This window comes from Nocardia sp. NPDC005825 (genome assembly GCF_040630175.1).
GTDB lineage: Bacteria > Actinomycetota > Actinomycetes > Mycobacteriales > Mycobacteriaceae > Nocardia.
Map to the genome: position 1 here is coordinate 308,928 of NZ_JBEXXC010000007.1, position 22,528 is coordinate 331,455.

Below are 22,528 nucleotides of genomic sequence, written 5' to 3' on the forward strand. Positions count from 1 at the left end.
TTGGACCGGCTGGATTTCGGCGGCATCGGCGAAGCTGGCAGCGAAATCGCACCGGGGTCGGGCGAACTTTTCCCGCTGTCGCCGGCGCAGCTCGGCATCTGGTATGCCCAGCACCTGGACCCGCAGGTTCCGATCAATATCGCCCAGTTCGTGGAGCTGCGCGGGGAACTCGACATGGCGCTGCTCGAGGCCGCCATGGTGCGCGGCTCGGAGGAGTTCGGTTCCGGCTTCCTGCGCATCGTCGAGCGTGATGGCGAGCCCATGCAGATGGTGGACCACTCGCTGGACCGCACCATCTACCACGTCGATCTGAGCGCCGAGGCCGATCCGGCCGCCGCCGCCCACGCCTGGATGCGCGCCGACTACAGCGCGCCCCTGGAACTCACCCGCGACCGCCTCATCCGCACCTGCATGCTGAAACTGGCCGACGGCCATTACTACTGGTATGCGCGCATCCACCACATCGTGCTGGACGGTCTCGGCGCGGTGACCTACATGACCCGCGTCGCCGAGGTCTACACCGCGTTCGTCAATGGCGTCGAGCCCCCGCCGCACAAGCTGACCGACCTGCCCACCCTGGTCGAGCAGGAGTTCGCCTACCGCGACTCGAGCCGCTTCAAGTCCGACAAGGAGTACTGGGCCGAGCGGATCGCCGGGGTCGAGGACGGCACCAGCCTGGCCGGACGTTCCGCGCCGCCGGCGGCGATCAACCGGATCGCCACCGCCGCGCTCACCGAGGACCAGACCTCGCTGCTGGACCAGGCCGTGGCCCGCCACGAGTCCTCGCCCGCGGGTCTGCTGATCGCCGGTTTCGCCGCCTACCTCGCGCAGTGGACCGGCAGTCAGGACGTCGTCCTCAGCCTCCCGGTGACCGCGCGCACCACCGCGATCATGCGCCGCTCCGGTGGCGCGGCCTCGAACATCGTGCCGCTGCGTCTGAAGGTCGGCCACGACTCGACGGTGACCGATCTGCTCGCGCAGGTGACGGTGGCCGTCTCGGGCGCCCTGCGTCACCAGCGCTACCGCGCCGAGGACATCAAGCGCGACAGTTCTTCGGGTGACTTCTCCGGTGGCGAGGTCGGTTCGCAGTTCTTCGGCCCGTGGGTCAACATCATGTTGTTCCACAACGAGGTCGTGCTCGGCGACATCACCGGTGAGTACAGCGTGCTGTCCACCGGTTCCATCGAGGACCTGGGCGTCAACTTCTACCAGTCGGTGAAGGGCACCCGGAACCACATCGACTTCGAGACCAACCCCAACCTGTACTCCGACCACGAGACCCGCAGTCACCACGCGCGTTTCCTGGAGTTCTTCGACCGCTTCCTGGCGGCCGAGGCCGCGCAGCCGGTGTGGGGCCTGCCCATCACCACCGCGGCCGAGCGCACCCGCACCCTGGTGGAGTGGAACTCGGCCGCGCACGAGGTGCCGGTCACCACGCTGCCGGCGTTGCTGGACCAGCAGATTCCGCTGACCCCGGACAATGTGGCCGTCGAGTTCGAGGACGAGCAGCTCACCTACGCCGAGTTCGGCGAGCGGGTCAACCGCCTGGCCCGCTTCCTCATCGAGGACGGCGTCGGCCCGGAATCGCTGGTGGCCCTGGGCATGCGGCGTTCGCTGGAACTGGTCGTGGGCATGCACGCGGTGCTGCGCGCCGGTGGCGCGTACGTGCCGATCGACCCCGATCACCCGGCCGACCGCACCGCCTACATCCTGGAGTCCGCGGCACCGGTCTGCGTGCTGACCACCGCCCGCGACGAGCTCGAGCTGCCGGAGTCGGTGCGGCGCTTGGAGATCGACACCCTCGACGTGTCGGCGTACTCCGCCGAGCCGGTGACCGACGCGGACCGCCGCGCGCCGTTGCGCCCGGACAACACCGCCTACGTCATCTACACCTCGGGTTCGACCGGCCGCCCCAAGGGCGTCGCGGTCACCCACCACGCCATCGTCAATCAGGAACTGTGGATGCTCGACGAGTATCCGATGACCGAAGACGATGTGTACCTGCAGAAGACGGCCACCACGTTCGACGTGTCGCTGTGGGGCTACTTCATGCCGCTGCTGGTCGGCGCGAAGCTGATCGTGGCCACCCCGGACGGTCACCGCGATCCGCTGTACGTGGCGGAGATGATCGAGCGCCACGGCGTCACGGTCACCGACTTCGTGCCGTCCATGCTGACGGTGTTCGTCGCGCACGCCACCCGCGCCCAGTGCGCCACGCTGAAGTACGTCTTCGTGATCGGTGAGGCGCTGCCGCCGGAGACCGGCGCGGGCTTCCGCGAGATCACCTCGGCCGGCCTGCACAACCTGTACGGCCCCACCGAGGCCGCGGTCTCGGTCACCTACTGGGAGAACACCGCCGCCGACACCGTCACGGTGCCGATCGGTGTGCCCGAGTGGAATGTCGAAGTCTACGTTCTGGATTCGCATCTGCGGCCGGCCGCCATCGGCGCCGCGGGTGAGCTCTATCTGGCGGGCCGCCAGCTGGCGCGCGGCTACAAGGGCCGCCCGGACCTGACCTCGGACCGCTTCGTCGCGAATCCGTTGTCGCTCACCGGTGAACGCATGTACCGCACCGGTGACCTGGTGCGCTGGAACGGTTCCGGTGCGCTGGAGTACATCGGCCGCACCGACTTCCAGGTGAAGTTCCGCGGTCAGCGCATCGAGCTCGGCGAGATCGAGACCGACCTGCTGGCCCACCCGTCGGTCAGCCAGGCCGCCGTGCTGGTGATGGACACCGCCACCGGTCAGCAGCTGGTCGCCTACGTGGTGCCGGTCCCGGGCCAGAGCATCGACCCGGCCGAGCTGACCCGCTTCGCCGCCGAGAAGCTGCCGACCTACATGGTCCCGGCTTCGATCATGGTGCTGGAGGCGTTCCCGCTCAACACCTCCGGCAAGCTGGACCGCAAGGGCCTGCCGGAGCCGGTGTTCAGCGTCGACGCCGCCGGATACCGCGCCCCGCGCACCGCCGCCGAGGAGATCGTGGCGGGCGTGTTCGCCGACGTGCTCGGTCACGACCGGGTCGGCGTGGACGACAACTTCTTCGATCTGGGCGGCAACTCGCTGGTCGCCACCCAGGTGGTGGCCCGCATCTCGGCCGCGTTCAGTACTCGCCTGGGTGTGCGCGCGCTGTTCGAGACCCCGACCGTGGCCGGGCTGGCCGCGCGCGTGGAAGCCGCTGGGCCCGCGGATGTCTCGCGGCCGCCGCTGGTGGCGCGGGAACGCCCGGAGCGGGTGCCGCTGTCGCTGGCGCAGCAGCGCATGTGGTTCCTCAACCAGTTCGACCCGAACGTCCCGACCTACAACCTGCCGTTCGTGGTGCGGTTGCGCGGACAGGTCGACATCGAGGCGCTGCAGCGGGCGCTGACCGACGTGGTGGCGCGCCAGGAGTCGCTGCGCACCATCTTCCCGGAGTCCGGGGACGGTGGCTTCCAGCAGGTGCTGCCCATGGCCGAGGTGGATCTCGGCATCGAGGTGCACGACCTCGCCGAGGCCGAATTGCCGTCCGCGCTGGCGCAGTTCGCGTCCGCGGGCTTCGACGTCTCCACCCAGCTGCCGATCCGGGTGCGCGTGTACCGGGTCGCCGCCGGGGCCGAGACCGGCCGCCATGCCGTCGCCGACGACAACGAAGTGGATCTCGCGGTCGCGTTCGTGGTGCACCACATCGCGGCCGACGGTTTCTCGTTCGGTCCGCTCTCGCGCGACATGACCGCCGCCTACCTGGCCCGGGTCGCCGGTCAGGAGCCCGCGTGGGCGCCGCTGCCGGTGCAGTACCAGGACTTCAGCCTGTGGCAGCGCGAGCTGCTCGGCTCGGAGTCCGACGCCGACTCCATGGCCGCGCGTCAGAACGACTACTGGCGCACGGCGCTGGCCGGGCTGCCGGATCAGCTGGACCTGCCCGCGGATCGCCCGCGGCCGCCGGTGCAGAGTTTCCACGGCTCCCGCGTCACCTTCGAGATCCCGGCCGAGCTGCACGTCCGGCTCGCGGGATTGGCTCGCGCCCAGGGCGTCTCGCTGTTCATGGTCATGCACAGCGCGCTGGCCGTGCTGCTGGCCCGCCTGTCCGGCACCAGCGACATCGCCATCGGCACCCCGGTCGCCGGTCGTGGTGAGCAGGCGCTCGACGACCTGATCGGCATGTTCGTCAACACCCTGGTGCTGCGCTCGGAAGTGGATGGGGCGGAACGCTTCACCGACTTCCTGGCCCGCACCCGGGAGACCGACCTGGCGGCCTTCGCCAATACCGATGTCCCGTTCGAGCGACTGGTCGAGGTGCTCAACCCGACCCGTTCGCAGGCCCGGCACCCGCTGTTCCAGGTCATGCTGTCGTTCCAGGAGATGTCGCACGGCTCCATGGAGCTGCCAGGCCTCACCGTCTCCGCGGACGAGCTCGAGGTCGACATCGCCAAGTTCGACCTGCAGTGGACCCTGACCGAGCAGCGCGGCCTGGGCGGCGAGCCCGGCGGGCTGTCGGTGATCCTGTCCTACGCCACCGACCTGTTCGACGCGTCGACCGTCGCCGAGTTCGGGCAGCGCTACTTGCGCGTGCTCGAGACCGCGGTGGCCGCCCCGGACACCGTGGTCCGCGATATCGACGTCCTCGACGCCGGTGAGCGCGAGACCGTGCTGCACGCCTGGAACCACACCGCCCGCGAACTGCGCGGCGCGGCACGCTCCGCCTCCCCGCGCTCTGTTCTCGACCTGTTCGAGCAGCAGGTCCGGATCCGCCCCGACGCCACCGCCCTGATCTTCGATCCGGGCGAGCGCAGCGGCAGCATGTTCGGCCCCGCCGAGGAGCTGAGCTACGCCGAGTTCTCGGCCCGGGTGAACCGCCTGGCGCGCAAGCTCGTCGACTCCGGCGTCGGCCCGGAATCCCTGGTGGCGGTGGGCATCCGCCGCTCGGTGGACATGCTGGTCGCCATCTACGCCACCCTCACCGCGGGCGGCGGCTATGTGCCGATCGATCCGGACCACCCGGCCGAGCGCACCGACTACGTGCTGCGCACCGCCGAGCCGGTGGTGCTGCTCACCACCGTCGACGACGCCGTGGAATCCTCGGATTGCCCGGTGCTGCAGCTGGATTCGCTGGATCTCGACGAGTACAGCGATGCCCCGGTGACCGACGCGGACCGGCTCGCGCCGCTGCGTCCGGACAATGCCGCCTACGTGCTGTTCACCTCCGGCTCGACCGGCCGCCCCAAGGGCGTGGCCATCCCGCATGCCGCGGTGCTCAACCAGATCGCCTGGATCACCGCCGAATACGGCATCGACGACACCGATGTGATCCTGCAGAAGACGCCGGTCACCTTCGACGTGTCGGTGTGGGAGCTGTTCGGTTCGCTGGCGGTCGGCGCGCAGCAGGTCATCGCCGCGCCGGACGGCCACCGCGACCCGATGTACCTCTCGGAGGTCATCGGACGCCACCGGGTCACCATGACCTCGTTCGTGCCGTCCATGCTGAGCGTGTTCGCCTCCACGGCCTCGGCGTCCGAATGCCTGTCCCTGCGTGCGGTGCTGGTCGCCGGTGAGGCGCTGCCGCCCGCCACCGTGACCGCGTTCCGCCGCTTCTCCACCGCGGCCGTGCACAACCTGTACGGACCGACCGAGTTCACCGTGCACGCCACCGCCGCCGCCATCGACGCGCCGGTGGTCACCTCGGTGCCGATCGGCCGCCCGGTGTGGAACGCGCAGACCTACGTGCTCGACGAGGGCCTGCGCCCGGTGCCCGCGGGCGTCCCGGGTGAGCTGTACCTCGGCGGTGTGCAGGTGGCGCGCGGCTACTTCGGCCGCCCGGACCTGTCGGCCGAGCGTTTCGTCGCCAACCCCTACGGCGAGCCGGGTTCGCGGCTCTACCGCACCGGTGACCTGGTGCGCTGGAACCAGAACGACCCGGGCGTCATCGACTACATCGGCCGCACCGACTTCCAGGTGAAGTTCCGCGGTCAGCGCATCGAGCTCGGTGAGATCGAGACCGCGCTGCTGGACCACCCCAAGGTGCAGCAGGCCGTGGTGCTGGTCATCGATACCGTGGCCGGCGATCAGCTGGTCGCCTACATCGTGGCCGGCGGCCCGGTGGATCTGGACGGGGTCAAGACCTCGTTGCAGCGCACCCTGCCCGCCTACATGGTGCCGGGCTCGATCATGGTGCTGGACGCGTTCCCGCTCAACGCCTCCGGCAAGCTGGATCGCAAGGCGCTGCCGACGCCGCGGTTCGAGGTGCGCGAATTCCGCGCTCCGACAACGCCGATCGAGGAGATCATCGCCCAGATCTTCGGCGAGGTGCTGGGCATCGCCCGCGTCGGCGTCGACGACGACTTCTTCGAGCTGGGCGGCAACTCGCTGATCGCGACCCAGGTGGCGACCCGCCTGGGCACCGCCCTCGACACCCGTGTGCCGGTGCGCATGCTGTTCGAGGCGGCCACCGTGGAGGCCCTCGCGGCCCGGGTGGAATCGCATGTCGGCGACGGCGGCCGCAAGGCCCTGGTCGCCCGCGAGCGGCCCAACGAGGTTCCGCTTTCCCTTGCGCAGCAGCGCATGTGGTTCCTCAACCGCTTCGACACCGCCTCGGCGGTCAACAACATCCCGGTCGCCATCCGGCTCTCCGGTGAGCTGGACATCGCGGCCCTGCAGGTCGCGGTCATCGACGTCATCGACCGCCACGAGTCGCTGCGCACCGTCTTCCCGGAGACCGCGCACGGCCCGGTGCAGCGGGTGCTCGACGCCGCGCAGATCGTGCCGGACCTGACGCCGGTGCCGGTCACCGAGTCGAACCTGATCGACCACCTGGTCGAGCTGGCCACCATGGCCTTCGACGTCACCGGCGAAGTGCCTTTGCACGCGGCGCTTTTCGAGATCAGCGACACCGAGTACATCCTCGGCATGGTGGTCCACCACATCAGCGCCGACGGCTGGTCCATGGGCCCGCTGGCTCGCGACGTGATGGTGGCCTACGCGGCCCGCACCTCGTGGGAGGCCCCGGCCTGGGCGGAACTGCCGGTGCAGTACGCCGACTACGCGCTGTGGCAGCGCGAGGTGCTCGGCTCCGAGGACGATCCGGACGCGCTGATCTCCAAGCAGATCCGCTACTGGACCGAGGCCCTGGCCGATCTGCCCGACGAACTGGTGCTGCCCTCCGACCGGCAGCGTCCGGCCGTGGCCAGCTACCAGGGCGGCACCTACCCGTTCGCCATCTCCGCCGAAACCCAGCAGGCGCTGGTGGATCTGGGCCGCCGGCACAACGCCTCGCTGTTCATGGTCATGCACTCGGCCCTGGCGGTGCTGCTGGCCCGCCTGTCGGGCACCTCCGACATCGCGATCGGCACCCCGGTGCACGGCCGCGGTGAGGCCGCGCTCGACGACCTGATCGGCATGTTCGTCAACACCCTGGTGCTGCGCACCGAGGTGGACGGCTCGGAGACCTTCGCCGACCTGCTGGCCCGCTCCCGCGACACCGACCTGCACGCCTTCGCGCACGCGGACGTGCCGTTCGAGCGCCTGGTCGAGGTCATCAACCCGGCTCGTTCGCAGGCCCGCCACCCGCTGTTCCAGGTCATGCTGACCTTCCAGAACACCCGGCAGGCCAGCCTGGAACTGCCCGGCCTCTCGGTCAACGGCATCGACTACGACGCCCGCCTGGCCAAGTTCGACCTGCAGCTGACCCTGCAGGAGGCGCAGGACGACCACGGCGAGCACGCCGGCATGTCGGCCGAGATCTCCTACGCGCTGGACCTGTTCGACGAGCCGACCATCGCCGCCTTCGCGCACCGCCTGGATCTGATCCTGGCCGCCGTGGTCGAGAACCCGGATCTGCCGCTCGGCGATATCGACGTGCTGGTCGGCGGTGAGCGCGATCAGGTCCTGGACGACTGGAACGACACCTCGTTCAACCTGGCCTCGGTGCTGCCCGAGCTGCCCGCGGGCGAGGCCGCCACGCTGGTCTCGCTGTTCGAGGCCCAGGCGCTGACCAGCCCCGATGCGCCTGCCGTGGAATTCGAGGGGACAAGTCTGTCCTACGCCGAGTTCTCGGCGCGGGTGCACAAGCTGGCCCGCAAACTCATCGCCCAGGGCGTGGGCGCGGAATCGCATGTGGCCCTGGCCATCCGGCGTTCGCTGGATCTGGTCGTCGCCATGTACGCCGTGCTCGAGGCCGGTGGCGCGTACGTGCCGCTGGACCCGGACCAGCCGATGGAGCGCATCGACTACGTGCTCGACACCGCGCGCCCGGTCGCCATCCTGACCACCGGCCGCGACGACTTCGTGACCGGCCGCAATGTGCCGGTGCTGGAAGTCGACACCCTGAACCTGGACGCCTACTCCGACGCTCCGATCACGGATGCCGAACGGGGACAGGCGATCCGGCCCGAGCACACCGCCTACGTGATCTTCACGTCCGGTTCGACCGGCCGCCCCAAGGGCGTCGCTGTCGAGCACGGCGCGATCGTGAACCGCCTGCTGTGGATGCAGCACGAGTACCCGATCGACGCCACCGACGCGGTGCTGCAGAAGACCCCGGCCACCTTCGACGTGTCGGTGTGGGAGTTCTTCTGGCCCTTGCAGACCGGTGCGCGCCTGGTGGTCGCCAAGCCGGACGGCCACCGCGACCCGGTCTACCTGGCCCATGTCATCGCGGAAACCGGCATCACCACGGCGCACTTCGTGCCGTCGATGCTGTCGGTCTTCGTCGCCACCCTCGGCACCGACAGCGGCGATGCCGCCGCCACCGCGCCGCGGCTGCGGCAGGTGTTCGCCTCCGGTGAGGCGCTGCCCGCGCCGACCGCGCAGAAGCTGCGCGAGCTGACCGGCGCGCGCCTGCACAACCTGTACGGCCCGACCGAAGCCGCCGTCGACGTCACCTACCACGAGGTCGTGGACGCCGACACGGTCTTCGTGCCGATCGGCCGCCCGGTGTGGAACACCGAGACCTACGTCCTCGACGCCCGCCTGCACCCGGTCGCGCCGGGTGTCGCGGGTGAGCTCTACCTCGCGGGCGATCAGCTCGCGCGCGGCTACCTGGGTCGCCCGGACCTGTCTGCGGACCGCTTCGTGGCCAACCCGTTCGTCTCCGGCGACCGCATGTACCGCACCGGCGACCTGGTCTCCTGGACCGCCGCCGGGGAACTGAACTACCTGGGCCGCACCGACTTCCAGGTGAAGCTGCGCGGTCTGCGCATCGAGCTGGGCGAGATCGAGGCGGCGCTGCTGGCGCAGCCGGCCATCGCTCAGTCCGTCGTGGTGGTCCGCACCGACGCGCACGCGGGCGACCAGCTGGTGGGTTACGTGGTCCGCGAGCCCGACGCCGTGGTCGACGTCGACGGCGTGAAGGCCGCGCTGAGCGCCTCGCTGCCCGCCTACATGGTTCCGGCCGCGCTCGTGGTGCTGGACGCCTTCCCGGTCAACGCCTCCGGCAAGCTGGACCGCAAGGCCCTGCCCGCGCCGGTGTTCGAGGCCAAGCGTTTCCGCGCCCCCTCGACCCCGATCGAGGAGATCATCGCGCAGATCTTCGCCGACCTGCTCGGCGCCGAGCGCGTCGGCGTGGACGACGACTTCTTCGAGCTGGGCGGCAACTCGCTGGTCGCCACCCAGGTGGTGGCCCGCCTGGCGGCCGCGCTGAACGCCGAGATCGGCGTGCGCGTGCTGTTCGAGGCCCCGACCGTGGCCGCGCTGGCCGCGCGGGTGGAGTCGCACGCGGGAACCGGTGTGCGCCAGGCGCTCACGGTCCGCACCCGCCCCGAGTACCCGCCGCTGTCGCTCGCGCAGCAGCGCATGTGGTTCCTCAACCGGTTCGATCCCGAATCGGCCGCGAACAACATCCCGGCGGCCGTACGGCTCACCGGCGCACTGGATCTCGACGCCATGCGCGGCGCGATCGCCGACGTGATGGCGCGCCACGAGTCGCTGCGCACCCTGTACCCGTCGCACGAGGGCGTCGCCTACCAGAAGGTGCTGCCCACCGGCCGCGCCATTCCGGAGCTGGACGTGCTGGACGTGACCGAGGGCGAATTGTTCGCCGCGGTCTACGACTTCGCCGCGCGCGGCTTCGACGTCACCACCGAGACCGCGGTGCGCCTGCGCGCCTACCGCCTCGCGGCCGACGAGCACGTGCTGGTGCTGGTGGCCCACCACATCGCCGCCGACGGCTTCTCCATGACTCCGCTGGTCCGCGACCTGATGACCGCCTACATCGCGCGCAGCCAGGGCGAGACCCCGGGCTGGACCGAATTGCCGGTGCAGTACGCGGATTACGCGCTGTGGCAGCGCGAGACCCTGGGTTCGGAAGCGGACCCGCGCTCGCTCATCACCGAGCAGCTCGACTACTGGCGCGACACCCTGTCCGGCCTGCCGGACGAGCTGCGCCTGTCCACCACGCCGCGCCCGGCCGTCGCCTCCTACGATGCGGGCACCCACCGGTTCCAGGTGCCGGGCGAGCTCATCGCCGGGCTGAACCGGGTGGCGCAGGCCCATGGCACGACGCTGTTCATGGTGGTGCACAGCGCCTACGCCGCGCTGCTGGCCCGCCTGAGCGGCACCGACGACATCGCGGTCGGCATCCCGGTCGCGGGCCGTGGCGAGCAGGCGCTCGACGACCTGGTCGGCATGTTCGTCAACACCCTGGTGCTGCGCGCCCCGGTGGACACCGGCGCGAGCTTCACCGACCTGCTGAAGACCGTGCGCGAGCGCGATCTGCAGGCCTTCGCCCACGCGGACGTGCCGTTCGAGCGCCTGGTCGAGGTGCTGAACCCGGCCCGCTCGCAGGCGCGGCACCCGCTGTTCCAGGTCATGCTGTCGTTCCAGAACCTGGGGCGCGCCTCGCTGGAGCTACCGGGCCTGAGCGTCGCCGAGCTGGCCATCGATCAGCAGTCGGCCAAGTTCGATCTGCAGCTGACCCTGAGCGAGGTCGTCGACGGCGCCGCGGCGGGCCGCGAATCGGACGCCGCGGCCATGGACGCCGAACTCGTCTACGCGACAGACCTTTTCGACGCGCAGTACGCGGCCGTGTTCGCGCAGCGTTTCGTCGCCGTGCTCACCGCCGTGGCCACGGATCCGGCCCAGCTGGTCGGCGATGTCGAGCTGCTGACCGAGACCGAGCGCCGGCAGCTGCTGGTCGGCTGGAACGAGACCGCGTTCGAGCTGGACACCGCGCTGCCGGAGATCGAAGAGGGCGCGGCGGCGACGCTGGTGTCGCTGTTCGAGGCACAGGTCGCGCTGACCCCGGACGCGACGGCCGTCACGTTCGAGGGGACAAGTCTGTCCTATGCCGAGTTCGCGGCCCGCGTCCGCAAGCTGGCGCGCTGGCTGATCGCCGAGGGCGTCGGACCGGAATCCTTCGTCGCGCTGGGCATGCGCCGCTCCATCGACCTGGTCGCGGGCATGTACGCCGTGGCCGTCGCCGGCGGCGCGTACGTGCCGCTGGACCCGGATCACCCGGCCGAGCGCACCCAGTACATCCTCGAGACCGCGCAGCCGGTCTGCGTGCTCACCTCGGGTGACGAACTGGAAGGCGTTGAGGGCCGTCAGGTTCGGATCGACGAGCTGGATCTGTCGGGCTTCGACGACAGCCCGGTCACGGATGTCGAGCGTCGTTCCCCGCTGCGCCCGGGCAATACCGCCTACGTGATCTTCACGTCCGGTTCCACCGGCCGCCCCAAGGGTGTGGCCGTGAGCCACGCGGCCATCGTCAACCGCCTGGTGTGGATGCACGCCCAGTACGGGCTGGCCGCCTACGACGTGGTGCTGCAGAAGACCCCGGCCACCTTCGACGTGTCGGTGTGGGAGTTCTTCTGGCCCTTGCAGGTCGGCGCGCGCCTGGTGGTCGCCAAGCCCGACGGCCATCGCGACCCGGCCTATCTGGCCGAGATCATCGTCCGCGAGGGCGTCACGGTCACGCACTTCGTGCCGTCCATGCTCGCGGTGTTCGTGGCCGAGCCGGCCGCGGCCGACTGCGTCAGCCTGACCAACGTCTTCGCCTCCGGTGAGGGCCTGCCCGCGCCGACCGCGCAGAAGCTGCGTCAGCTGACCGGCGCGCGGCTGCACAACCTGTACGGCCCCACCGAGGCCGCGGTCGACGTGACCTTCCACGAGGTCGTCGACGCCGACATCACCTCGGTGCCGATCGGTGCGCCGGTCTTCAACACCCAGGTGTACGTGCTGGATTCGCGCCTGAACCCGGTTCCGGTGGGTGTCGCGGGTGAGCTCTATCTCGCGGGTGACCAGCTGGCCACCGGCTACGTGGCCCGCCCCGACCTGACCGCGGATCGCTTCGTGGCCAACCCGTTCGGCGACGGCGCGCGCATGTACCGCACCGGTGACCTCGTCACCTGGACCGGCCACGGCGAGCTGGAATACCTGGGCCGCACCGACTTCCAGGTGAAGCTGCGCGGTCTGCGCATCGAGCTCGGCGAGATCGAGTCCGCGCTCACCGCGCTGCCCGCGATCGCGCAGTCGGTGGTCGTGGTCCGCCACGACGAGCGCACCGGTGATCAGCTGGTCGCCTACCTGATCGCCGCCGACGGTCACCTCGACGTCGACGCCGTGAAGGACGTGCTCTCCGAACAGCTTCCGGCCTACATGGTCCCGGCCGCCTTCATGGTGCTCGACGCCTTCCCGCTCAACGCCTCCGGCAAGCTGGACCGCAAGCAGCTGCCCGCGCCGACCTTCGCCGCCAAGACCTTCCGTGCCCCGGCCACCCCGGTGCAGCAGACGGTCGCCGGGACCATCGCCGACGTGCTCGGCCTGGACCGGGTCGGCCTGGACGACGACTTCTTCGAGCTCGGCGGCAACTCGCTGATCGCCACCCAGGTGATCGCGCGCCTGTCCGCGGCGCTGGACGCCGACATCCCGCTGCGCGCCCTGTTCGAGGCGTCCACGGTGGCATCGCTTGCCGCGCAGCTGGAATCGCGCGTCGGCACCGGCGCTCGCGCGGCGCTGGTCGCCCAGGAGCGTCCGGAGCTGGTGCCGCTGTCGCTCGCGCAGCAGCGCATGTGGTTCCTGAACCGCTTCGACAACCGCACCGCGGTCAACAACATCCCGGTGGCGCTGAAGCTCACCGGCGCCATCGACCCGGCCGCCTTCACCGCCGCTCTCGGCGACGTGCTGGCCCGCCACGAGTCGCTGCGCACCGTCTACCCCGAGATCGAGGGCGACGGCTTCCAGCGCGTGCTGCCGCTGTCCGAGATCGACTTCGAGGTGCGGACCGAGTCCGTCACCGCGGCCGAGCTGACCGCGCGCATCACCCAGCTGGCGAGTGTCTACTTCGACGTCACCCGTGAACTGCCGTTCCGCGCCACGGTATTGAGCCTGGGCGAGACCGAGCACGTGGTGGTGCTGGTGCTGCACCACATCAGCGCGGACGGCGCGTCGCTGCGCCCGCTGCTGCGCGACGTGGTCGCGGCCTATCTGTCCCGCGCGACCGGCGAGGTCCCGGCCTGGTCGCCGCTGCCGGTGCAGTACGCCGACTACACGCTGTGGCAGCGCGAGATCCTCGGCGCGGAGACCGACGCCGAGTCCATCGCCGCCCAGCAGATCGGCTACTGGACCACCCAGCTGGCCGACCTGCCCGAGCAGCTGGAGCTGCCCGCCGACCGGCCGCGGCCCGAGGTCGCCACCAATGCCGGTGGCGTGCACGACTTCTCGATCGACGCCGACCTGCACCGCGCCCTCACCGGCGTGGCCCGCGAACACGACGTCACCCTGTTCATGCTGGTCCACGCGGCGCTCGCGGCCTGGTCCGCGCGCCTGTCGCGGGCCACCGACATCGCCATCGGCACCCCGATCGCGGGCCGCGGCGAACGCGCCCTCGACGACGTGGTCGGCATGTTCGTCAACACCCTGGTGCTGCGCAGCGAGGTGCGGCCGGACGCGGCCTTCCGCGATCTGCTCGCCCAGGTGCGCCGCACCGACCTGGCCGCCTTCGCGCACGCCGACGTGCCGTTCGAGCGGCTGGTGGACGTGCTCAGCCCGGTCCGCTCGCAGGCGCACCACCCGCTGTTCCAGGTGGCGCTGACCTTCGAGGCCGCCAGTGCCAAGGACGCGGCCGCCGTCGAGCTGCCGGATCTGGCCCTCGAGGTCGTCGAATTCGATCCGGGCACCGCCAAGTTCGACGTGCAGCTCACCGTGAGCGAGCGCGCCGACGGGTCGCTGGGCCTGTCCTGGAACTACGCCACCGATCTGTTCGACGCCGAGACCGTCATCTCCTTCGCCGAGCGCCTGGTCCGCATTCTGCGCGCCGTCGCCGAAGACCCGTCGGCCCTGATCGGCGACATCGACCTGCTGGGCGAGGGCGAACGCCACGACGTGGCCGAGTACTGGGTCTCCGCGGGCGACGACATCGTGGAGCTGGCCGAGACCGCGCGCGCCGCGGTCGCCGAGGCCGAACTCGCCGTCGCCGAGGGCATCTCGGGCATCGCGCCCGAGGCCGCGGCGCTGGCCGCGCTGGGCGGGGCCGCCGAGCGCCTGTCCAACCCCCTCGACGCGCTGGCGAGCCCGTTCGCCGCGTCCGAGGCCACCATCTCGGGCCTGTTCGACCTGGCCGTGGCCGCCCACCCGGAGCGGGTCGCGGTGCGGTTCGGCGACGAGGAGCTCACCTACTTCGAGCTGGATCGCCGCGCGAACGTGCTGGCGCGCAGGCTGATCGGGGAGGGCGCGGGTCCGGAGTCGCTGGTCGCGGTGCTGCTGCCGCGTTCCGCGGACCTGGTCGTGGCGCTGCTGGCCGTGATCAAGACCGGTGCGGGTTACGTGCCGATCGATCCGTCCTACCCGGCCGATCGCATCGCCTTCGTGCTCTCGGACGCGAAGCCGACCAGCGTGATCACCGACTCGACCGTGCAGGTCGAGCTCCCGGCCGAGCTGAACACCGTTCTCCTGGACGGCTTCTCGCTGGAGGCCGGGAACATCGTGGACGCGGCCGACGGCCCCGTCACCGATGCCGACCGCCGCGCGGCGCTGAACCCGGACCACGTCGCCTACGTCATCTACACCTCCGGTTCGACCGGCCGTCCCAAGGGCGTCGCGGTCGCGCACCGCAATGTGGTGCGCCTGATGGCGAACACCGATCGCGAGTTCGGCTTCGGACCCGACGACGTGTGGACCCTGTTCCACTCCTACGCCTTCGACTTCTCGGTGTGGGAGCTGTGGGGCCCGCTGCTCTACGGCGGCAAGCTCGTCGTCGTCGACTACTACGTGTCGCGCTCGCCGGAGCAGTTCCTGGAACTGCTGCGCCGCGAGCGGGTCACCGTCCTCAACCAGACCCCGTCGGCGTTCTACCAGCTGGCCGAGGCCGACCGCATCGCGGCCGCCGCCGGCGACCAGCCGGACCTGGCCCTGCGCTACGTCGTCTTCGGCGGTGAGGCGCTGGAGCTGCGTCGTCTGTCGGATTGGGTTGCCCGCCACGGGGATTCCACCCCGTACCTGGTGAACATGTACGGCATCACCGAGACCACGGTCCACGTGTCCGTGCGTGTGCTCGACGCCGACACCATCGCCGCCGCCACCGGTTCGGTGGTCGGCCGGGCCATCGCCGGTCTGCGCGTGTACGTCCTCGACGACCGCCTGCACCCGGTGCCGGTCGGCGTCGCGGGTGAGATGTACGTCGCCGGTGCGCAGTTGGCGCGCGGCTACCTGGGCCGGCCGGACCTGTCCGCGGCCCGCTTCGTGGCCAGCCCCTTCGGCGCGCCGGGCACCCGCCTGTACCGCTCCGGTGACGTGGCCCGCTGGAACCGCTTCGGCGAGCTCGAATACCTGGGCCGCGCCGACGACCAGGTCAAGGTCCGCGGTTTCCGCATCGAGCTCGGCGAGATCGAGTCCGCGGTGCTGGCGCAGGCCGGGGTCGCGCAGACCGCGGTCATCGTGCGCGAGGACCAGCCGGGCGATCAGCGCATCGTCGCCTACGTGGTGCCGCAGGACGGGGTCGCGCCCGCCGTGGACGCCGTCCGCGACGGCGCGGCCGAGCTGCTGCCCGCTTACATGGTCCCGTCGGCCGTCGTGGTGCTGGACCGGATCCCGCTGACCGTCAACGGCAAGCTGGACCGCCGTGCCCTGCCGGCCCCGGCCGCGCAGGCCCGTGCCTTCCGCGCTCCGGAGACCCCGACCCAGGAGACGGTCGCGGCCGTCTTCGCCGAGGTGCTGGGCCTGGATCGGGTCGGCCTGGACGACGACTTCTTCGACCTGGGCGGCAACTCGCTCATCGCCACCCGTGTGGTGTCGCGCATCGGCGCGGCCCTGGACACCACGGTCGCGGTGCGCACCCTGTTCGAGGCCACCACGGTCGAGGCCCTCGCGGCCCGCATCGAATCGCACGCCGACGGCGCCTCGCGCGCCAAACTGACCGCCCGCGCCCGGATTCCGGGCGAGCTGGTGCCGCTGTCGTTCGCGCAGCAGCGCATGTGGTTCCTCAACCAGTACGACACCTCGTCGGCGGCCTACAACCTGCCGCTGGCGATTCGCCTGACCGGCGAACTCGACACGGCCGCACTGGAACTCGCGGTCGCCGACGTGGTCCGCCGCCACGAGTCGCTGCGCACCAAGTACCCCGAGCACGGCGGCACCCCCATGCAGGTGGTCGTCCCGGCCGAGGAGATCGCCCTCGATCTGCGGCCGGTCACGGTCGCCGCGGCCGAGCTCACCGCCACGGTGACCGCGTTCGCGACGCTGGGCTTCAATGTGGCCGAACAGGTGCCGCTGCGCGCCCGCCTGTTCCGCGCGGGCGGTGAGGCTAAGTCCATCGACGGCACCGCCGTCGCCACCGAGCACGTGCTCGTGGTGGTCGTGCACCACATCGCCGGTGACGGTTTCTCCATGTCCCCGCTGGCCCGCGACGTCATGGTCGCCTACACCGCGCGCACCCAGGGCGCGGTGCCCGGCTGGGCCCCGCTGGCCGTGCAGTACGCCGACTTCGCGCTGTGGCAGCGCGAAGTGCTGGGCTCGGAAGAGGATTCGTCCTCGATCATGGCCCGCCAGGTCGCCTACTGGCAGCGCGTGCTCGGCGGCGTGCCGGACGAGCTGGCCCTGCCCACCGACCGTCCGCGCCCGGCCATCGCCTCGCACCGCGGCGCGACCCTACAGCGGACGCTGTCGCCGGAGCTGATCGCGGCGCTGGAAGACGTTGCCCGCCAGCGCGGTTCGTCGTTGTTCATGGTCATGCACAGCGCCCTCGCGGTGCTGCTGGCCCGCCTGTCCGGCGGCGACGACATCGCGGTCGGCACCCCGGTCGCCGGTCGCGGTGAGGCCGCGCTCGACGACCTGGTCGGCATGTTCGTCAACACGCTGGTGCTGCGCACCGGCATCGAGGCCGGCGAGTCGTTCACCGACCTGCTGGATCGCGTCCGCCACACCGACCTCGACGCCTTCGGCAATGCCGACGTGCCGTTCGAGCGACTGGTGGAACTGCTCGCGCCCGAGCGCTCGCAGGCCCGCAACCCGCTGTTCCAGGTCATGCTCGCCTTCCAGAACCTGGACCGCACCAGCATCGAGCTGCCGGGTCTGACGGTCTCCACGCTGGACCTCGACGAGAACATCTCCCGCTTCGACCTGCAGTTCACGCTGTCGGAGCAGGACTCCGGCATGGCCCTGGCCCTGACCTACGCCACCGATCTGTTCGACGCGGCCACCGCGGCCGGGTTCGCGCAGCGCTGGGTGCGGGTGCTCGAGGCCGTCGCCGCCAACCCGGAGATCGGTGTCGGCGCGATCGACATCCTGGACTCCGGCGAGCGCGCCGACCTGGTGGCCCGGCTCGGCCTGCCCGCCGTCCCCGCGCGCACCCTGCCCGAGCTGATCGCCGACGCCGTCGCCATCGATCCCGCCGCGCCCGCGGTGGTGTTCGAGGGCAGGAGTCTGTCCTACGGCGAGCTGGATTCCCGCTCGAACCGTCTGGCGCGCTTGCTCATCGAGCGCGGCATCGGCACCGAGGATCTGGTCGCCGTCGCCGTGCCGCGTTCGGACGAGTCCTACTTCGCCGAATGGGCGGTGTCCAAGACCGGTGCGGCGTTCGTGCCGGTGGACCCGAGCTACCCGGCCGACCGCATCGCCCATATGGTCACCGACTCCGGTTCGCCGGTCGGCCTGACCGTGGCGTCGGTGCGCGCGGACATGCCGGACTCGGTCGAGTGGCTGGTGCTGGACGACCTGGATCTGGGTGCGTTCGCGGACACCGCGATCGACGCCGCCGAGCGGGTGCGCCCGCTGCGCCCGGAGCACCCGGCCTACGTCATCTACACCTCCGGCTCCACCGGTGTGCCCAAGGGCGTCGTGGTCAGCCACGCCGGTCTGGCCAACTTCACCGTCGAGCAGGCCGAGCGGTACGCGCTCGACTCCTCCTCGCGCGCACTGCATTTCGCGTCGCCCTCGTTCGACGCGTCGATGCTGGAATTCCTGCTCGCCATCGGCAAGGGCGGCACCCTGGTGGTCGTCCCGCCGGGCACCTACGGCGGCGAGGAGCTCGCCGCGCTGATCCGCCGCGAGCGCGCCACCCACGCGTTCATCACCCCGGCCGCGCTGTCCACCTTCGGACCGGCGGGCCTGGACTCGCTGCGCGTGCTGGTCGCCGGTGGTGAAGCCGTCCCGGCCGACCTGGTCGAGAAGTGGGCGGTTCCATTGGCGGACGGCACGATGCGTGCCTTCCACAATGGCTACGGTCCGACCGAGACCACCATCATGACCAACATCAGCGACGCGCTGGTGCCGGGCGATCTGGTCACCATCGGTGGTCCGATCCGGGGCATGCAGTCGCTGATCCTCGACAACCGCCTGCGCCCGGTGCCGGTGGGCGTCGCGGGTGAGCTGTACCTGTCGGGCATCCAGCTGGCGCGCGGCTATCACGCGCGGCCGGGCCTGACCGCCGACCGTTTCGTCGCCAACCCGTATGTGGACGGCGCGCGCATGTACCGAACCGGTGACGTGGTGCGCTGGACCCCGGACGGGCTGGTCGAATACGTCGGCCGCTCCGACTTCCAGGTCAAGGTGCGCGGTTTCCGTATCGAGCTGGGCGAGATCGACGCGGCGCTGGCCTCGCACGAGACCGTAGACTTCGCGGTCACCGTGGGCCACAAGAACGCCGCGGGCGCGACCTCACTGGTGTCGTATGTGGTTGCCACGCCGGGTCATTCGATCGATGTGGCGGCCGTGACCGCGCACGTCGAGCAGCGTCTGCCCGCGTACATGGTGCCGTCCTCGGTCATGGTCATCGACCGGGTGCCGCTGACCCCGGTCGGCAAGCTGGACCGCCGGGCCCTGCCCGAACCGGTCTTCGCCACCGAGGTGGTCTTCCGGGCCGCGCGCAACACCCTCGAGCAGACCATCGCCGAGGTGTTCGCCGAGGTGCTGGGCCTGGAGCGGGTCGGTATCGACGACTCGTTCTTCGCGCTCGGCGGCGACTCCATCGTCTCCATCCAGCTGGTGTCGCGGGCCAAGGCACGCGGCGTGGTGTTCTCGCCGCGCGACGTGTTCGAGCAGCGCACGGTGTCCGGTCTGGCCGCCATCGCGGAAACCTCGGACAGCCAGGGCGATTCGGCCCCGCAGCTGACCGAGCTGCCCGGCGGCGGCGTGGGTGTCATGCCGCTGACCCCGGTGGTCCGGTTCATGGCGGGCCGCCCGGGCGAGTTCGGCCGCTTCAACCAGACCATGGCCCTGGAGCTGCCGCACGGCATCGACCGCGCGGGCATCGCCGCCACCGTCGGCGCGGTCATCGACCGCCACGACATGCTGCGGGCGCGCCTGCGCCGGGTGCCGGACGCGGACTGGATCGTCGAGACCGCCGCTCCCGGCACCATCGACGCGGATTCACTGATCGACCGCACCGAGTTCGACGCCGCCGTCACCGACGAGCGGCTGTTCGAGATCGCCGCGGCCGCACTGGATGCCACGCTCGACAAGCTGGATCCGGCCGCGGGCCAGGTCATCCGGTTCGTGTGGCTGGAGCCCTCGGACGACAGCCGCGCCGGACGCCTGATCGTCGCCGGTCACCACCTGGTGGTCGACGGCGTCACCTGGCGAATCCTGGTGCCGGACTTCGTCGCCGCCTGGGGCCAGCTGTCCGCCGGACAGACCCCCGAGCTGGTCGCCCCCGCCACCAGCATGCGCACCTGGGCGCACGCCCTCGAGCGGGAGGCCGCCACCGAGGAGCGCGTCGCCGAGCTCGCGTTCTGGCGCGACGTCGTCGAGAGCCCGGACCCGCTGCTCACCGAGCGCGCGATGGACCCGGCCGTGGACGTCACCGCGACCATCGTCAAGCACCGCGTCGAGCTGTCGGCCGAGGCCACCCGCTCGCTGCTGACCACCGTGCCCGCCCTGTTCCACGGCGGCGTGAACGACGGTCTGCTGACCGCGCTCGCCTTGGCGGTGGCCAAGTTCCGCGCCGGCAAGGGCCTGGGGGAGAAGTCCGCCCTGGTCCGCCTGGAGGGCCACGGCCGCGAGGAAGAGGTCGTGCCCGGCGCCGACCTGTCCCGCACGGTCGGCTGGTTCACCGCCATCTTCCCGGTGCGCTTCGACCTGTCCGGCATCGACGTGGACGCCGCCCTCACCGGCGGCGCGGCCATGGGCCGGGCCATCAAGACGGTCAAGGAGCAGCTGCTCGCGGTGCCCGACAAGGGCATCGGGTACGGCCTGCTGCGCTACATGAACTCCGACACCGCCGCCCAGCTGCCCAAGCAGCTGCCGGGCCAGGTCAGCTTCAACTACCTGGGCCGGGTCAACGAGGGCGACGTGCCCGAGGCGCTGCGCGGCTTCGGCTGGATCCCGGCGGCCGACCTGGCCGACCTGGCGGGCTCCTACGACGCCGACATGCCCGCCATGGCCCCGATCGACATCAACGCCATCGTCGCGGGCGACAAGCTGACCGCGCAGATCGGCTACCCGAGCACGCTGATCTCCGCCACGGAGATCGCCGAGTTCGCCGCCCTGTGGGTGTCCGCGCTCGAAGCCGTTGCCGCGCACGCCGATTCGGCCAAGGGCGGGCACACCCCGTCCGACTTCGGCCTGGTCCGCGTCACCCAGCGCGACATCGACGGGTGGGAGAAGCGCTACGGCTCCCTGCACCAGGTGTGGCCGCTGTCCGCGCTGCAGGCCGGTCTGCTCTTCCACGCGCAGCTGGCCGCCACCTCGGTGGACGTGTACACCGCGCAGGCGGTGCTCACCCTCGAGGGCCGCGTCGACGCCGACCGGCTGCGGTCGGCCGCGCAGGCGCTCATCGAGCGACACGAGATCCTGCGCACCGCTTACGTCAACGACGCCTCCGGTGTTCCGGTGCAGGTGGTCATCGACGGCGTGAAGGTGGCGTGGACCAACCACGACCTGACCGACATCGCCGACGCCGACACTCGCGCCGCCCGCGCGGCGGAGATCATCGCCGAGGACCGCGTCCAGCGCTTCGACCTGACCGCGCCGCCGCTCATCCGCTACACGCTGGTGCGCACCGACGCCCACAGCTACCAGCTGGCCGTGGCCAACCACCACATCCTGCTCGACGGCTGGTCCATGCCGCTGCTCATGCAGGACCTGCTGGTGCTCTACGCCACGCACTCCGACACCGCGGTGCTGCCGCCGGTGCGGTCCTACCGCTACTTCCTGGAATGGGTCGCGCAGCAGGATCGTTCGGCGTCGCTGGCGGCCTGGCAGAAGTCGCTGCTCGGCGTCTCCGAGCCGACCCTGCTCACCCGTCCCGACACCGGCCGCGAGATCACCGCGCTGTCCGGCGAGTACTTCTTCGACCTGGACGAGGCCGCGACCGCGCGCCTGACCGGGCTGGCCGCCGAACTCGGCGTCACCCCGAACACCGTGCTCCAGGTCGCCTGGGGCATCCTGCTCGGCCGCCTCACCGGTCGCGAGGACGTGCTCTTCGGCACCACCGTGTCCGGTCGCCCGGCGCAGCTCTCGGGCGTCGAGTCCATGGTGGGTCTGTTCATCAACACCGTGCCGGTGCGGGTCGCCTTCGACCCGGCCGAGGCGGCGAGCACGCTGCTCACCCGCACCCAGGGCGAGCAGGCCGACCTGCTCGACCACCACTACGTGGGCCTGGCCGACATCCAGTCGGCCGCGGGCATCGGCGGACTCTTCGACACCCTGGTCGTGTTCGAGTCCTATCCCGTCGACGCCGAGGGCATCCGCTCGCAGGCGGCCGATATCGACGGCATGGCCGTCACCGGCCTGGACGCCGCGGACGCCACCCACTACCCGCTCACCCTCATCGCCCAGCTCGACACCCGCCTGCGCATCCGCGCCGGCTACTTGCGCGACCTGTTCGACGAAGCCACCGTCGAGCGCATCGCGGACCGCCTGATCCGGGTCCTCACCGCGATCACCACCGATCCCGCCGCCGCCGTGGGCGATATCGAGCTGGTCGACGCCGCCGAGCGCACCCAGGTCGTCGAGAGCTGGAACGAGACCGCCTTCGACGTGGAGGCCGTGCTCACCGAGCACAAGGCCGAGAAGGCCACCCTGGTCGCCATGTTCGAGGCGCAGGCCGAGCGGACCCCCGAGGCGACCGCGGTCGCGTTCGAGGGGACGAGTCTGTCCTACGCCGAGTTCGGCGAGCGCGTGCACCGCCTGG

The 22,528-nt window shown here is 70.9% G+C and carries 1 protein-coding gene (running past one end of the window); it reads left to right on the forward strand.

The genetic code is table 11. From position 1 onward, the window contains the following. Window positions 1–22,528: the 5' portion of a non-ribosomal peptide synthase/polyketide synthase gene (locus tag ABZ382_RS21235; RefSeq protein WP_357091243.1), read on the forward strand. 21,536 nt of this gene lie beyond the right edge of the window; only the first 22,528 of its 44,064 coding nucleotides appear in the window; it begins with the start codon at window positions 1–3; its stop codon lies beyond the right edge, outside the window.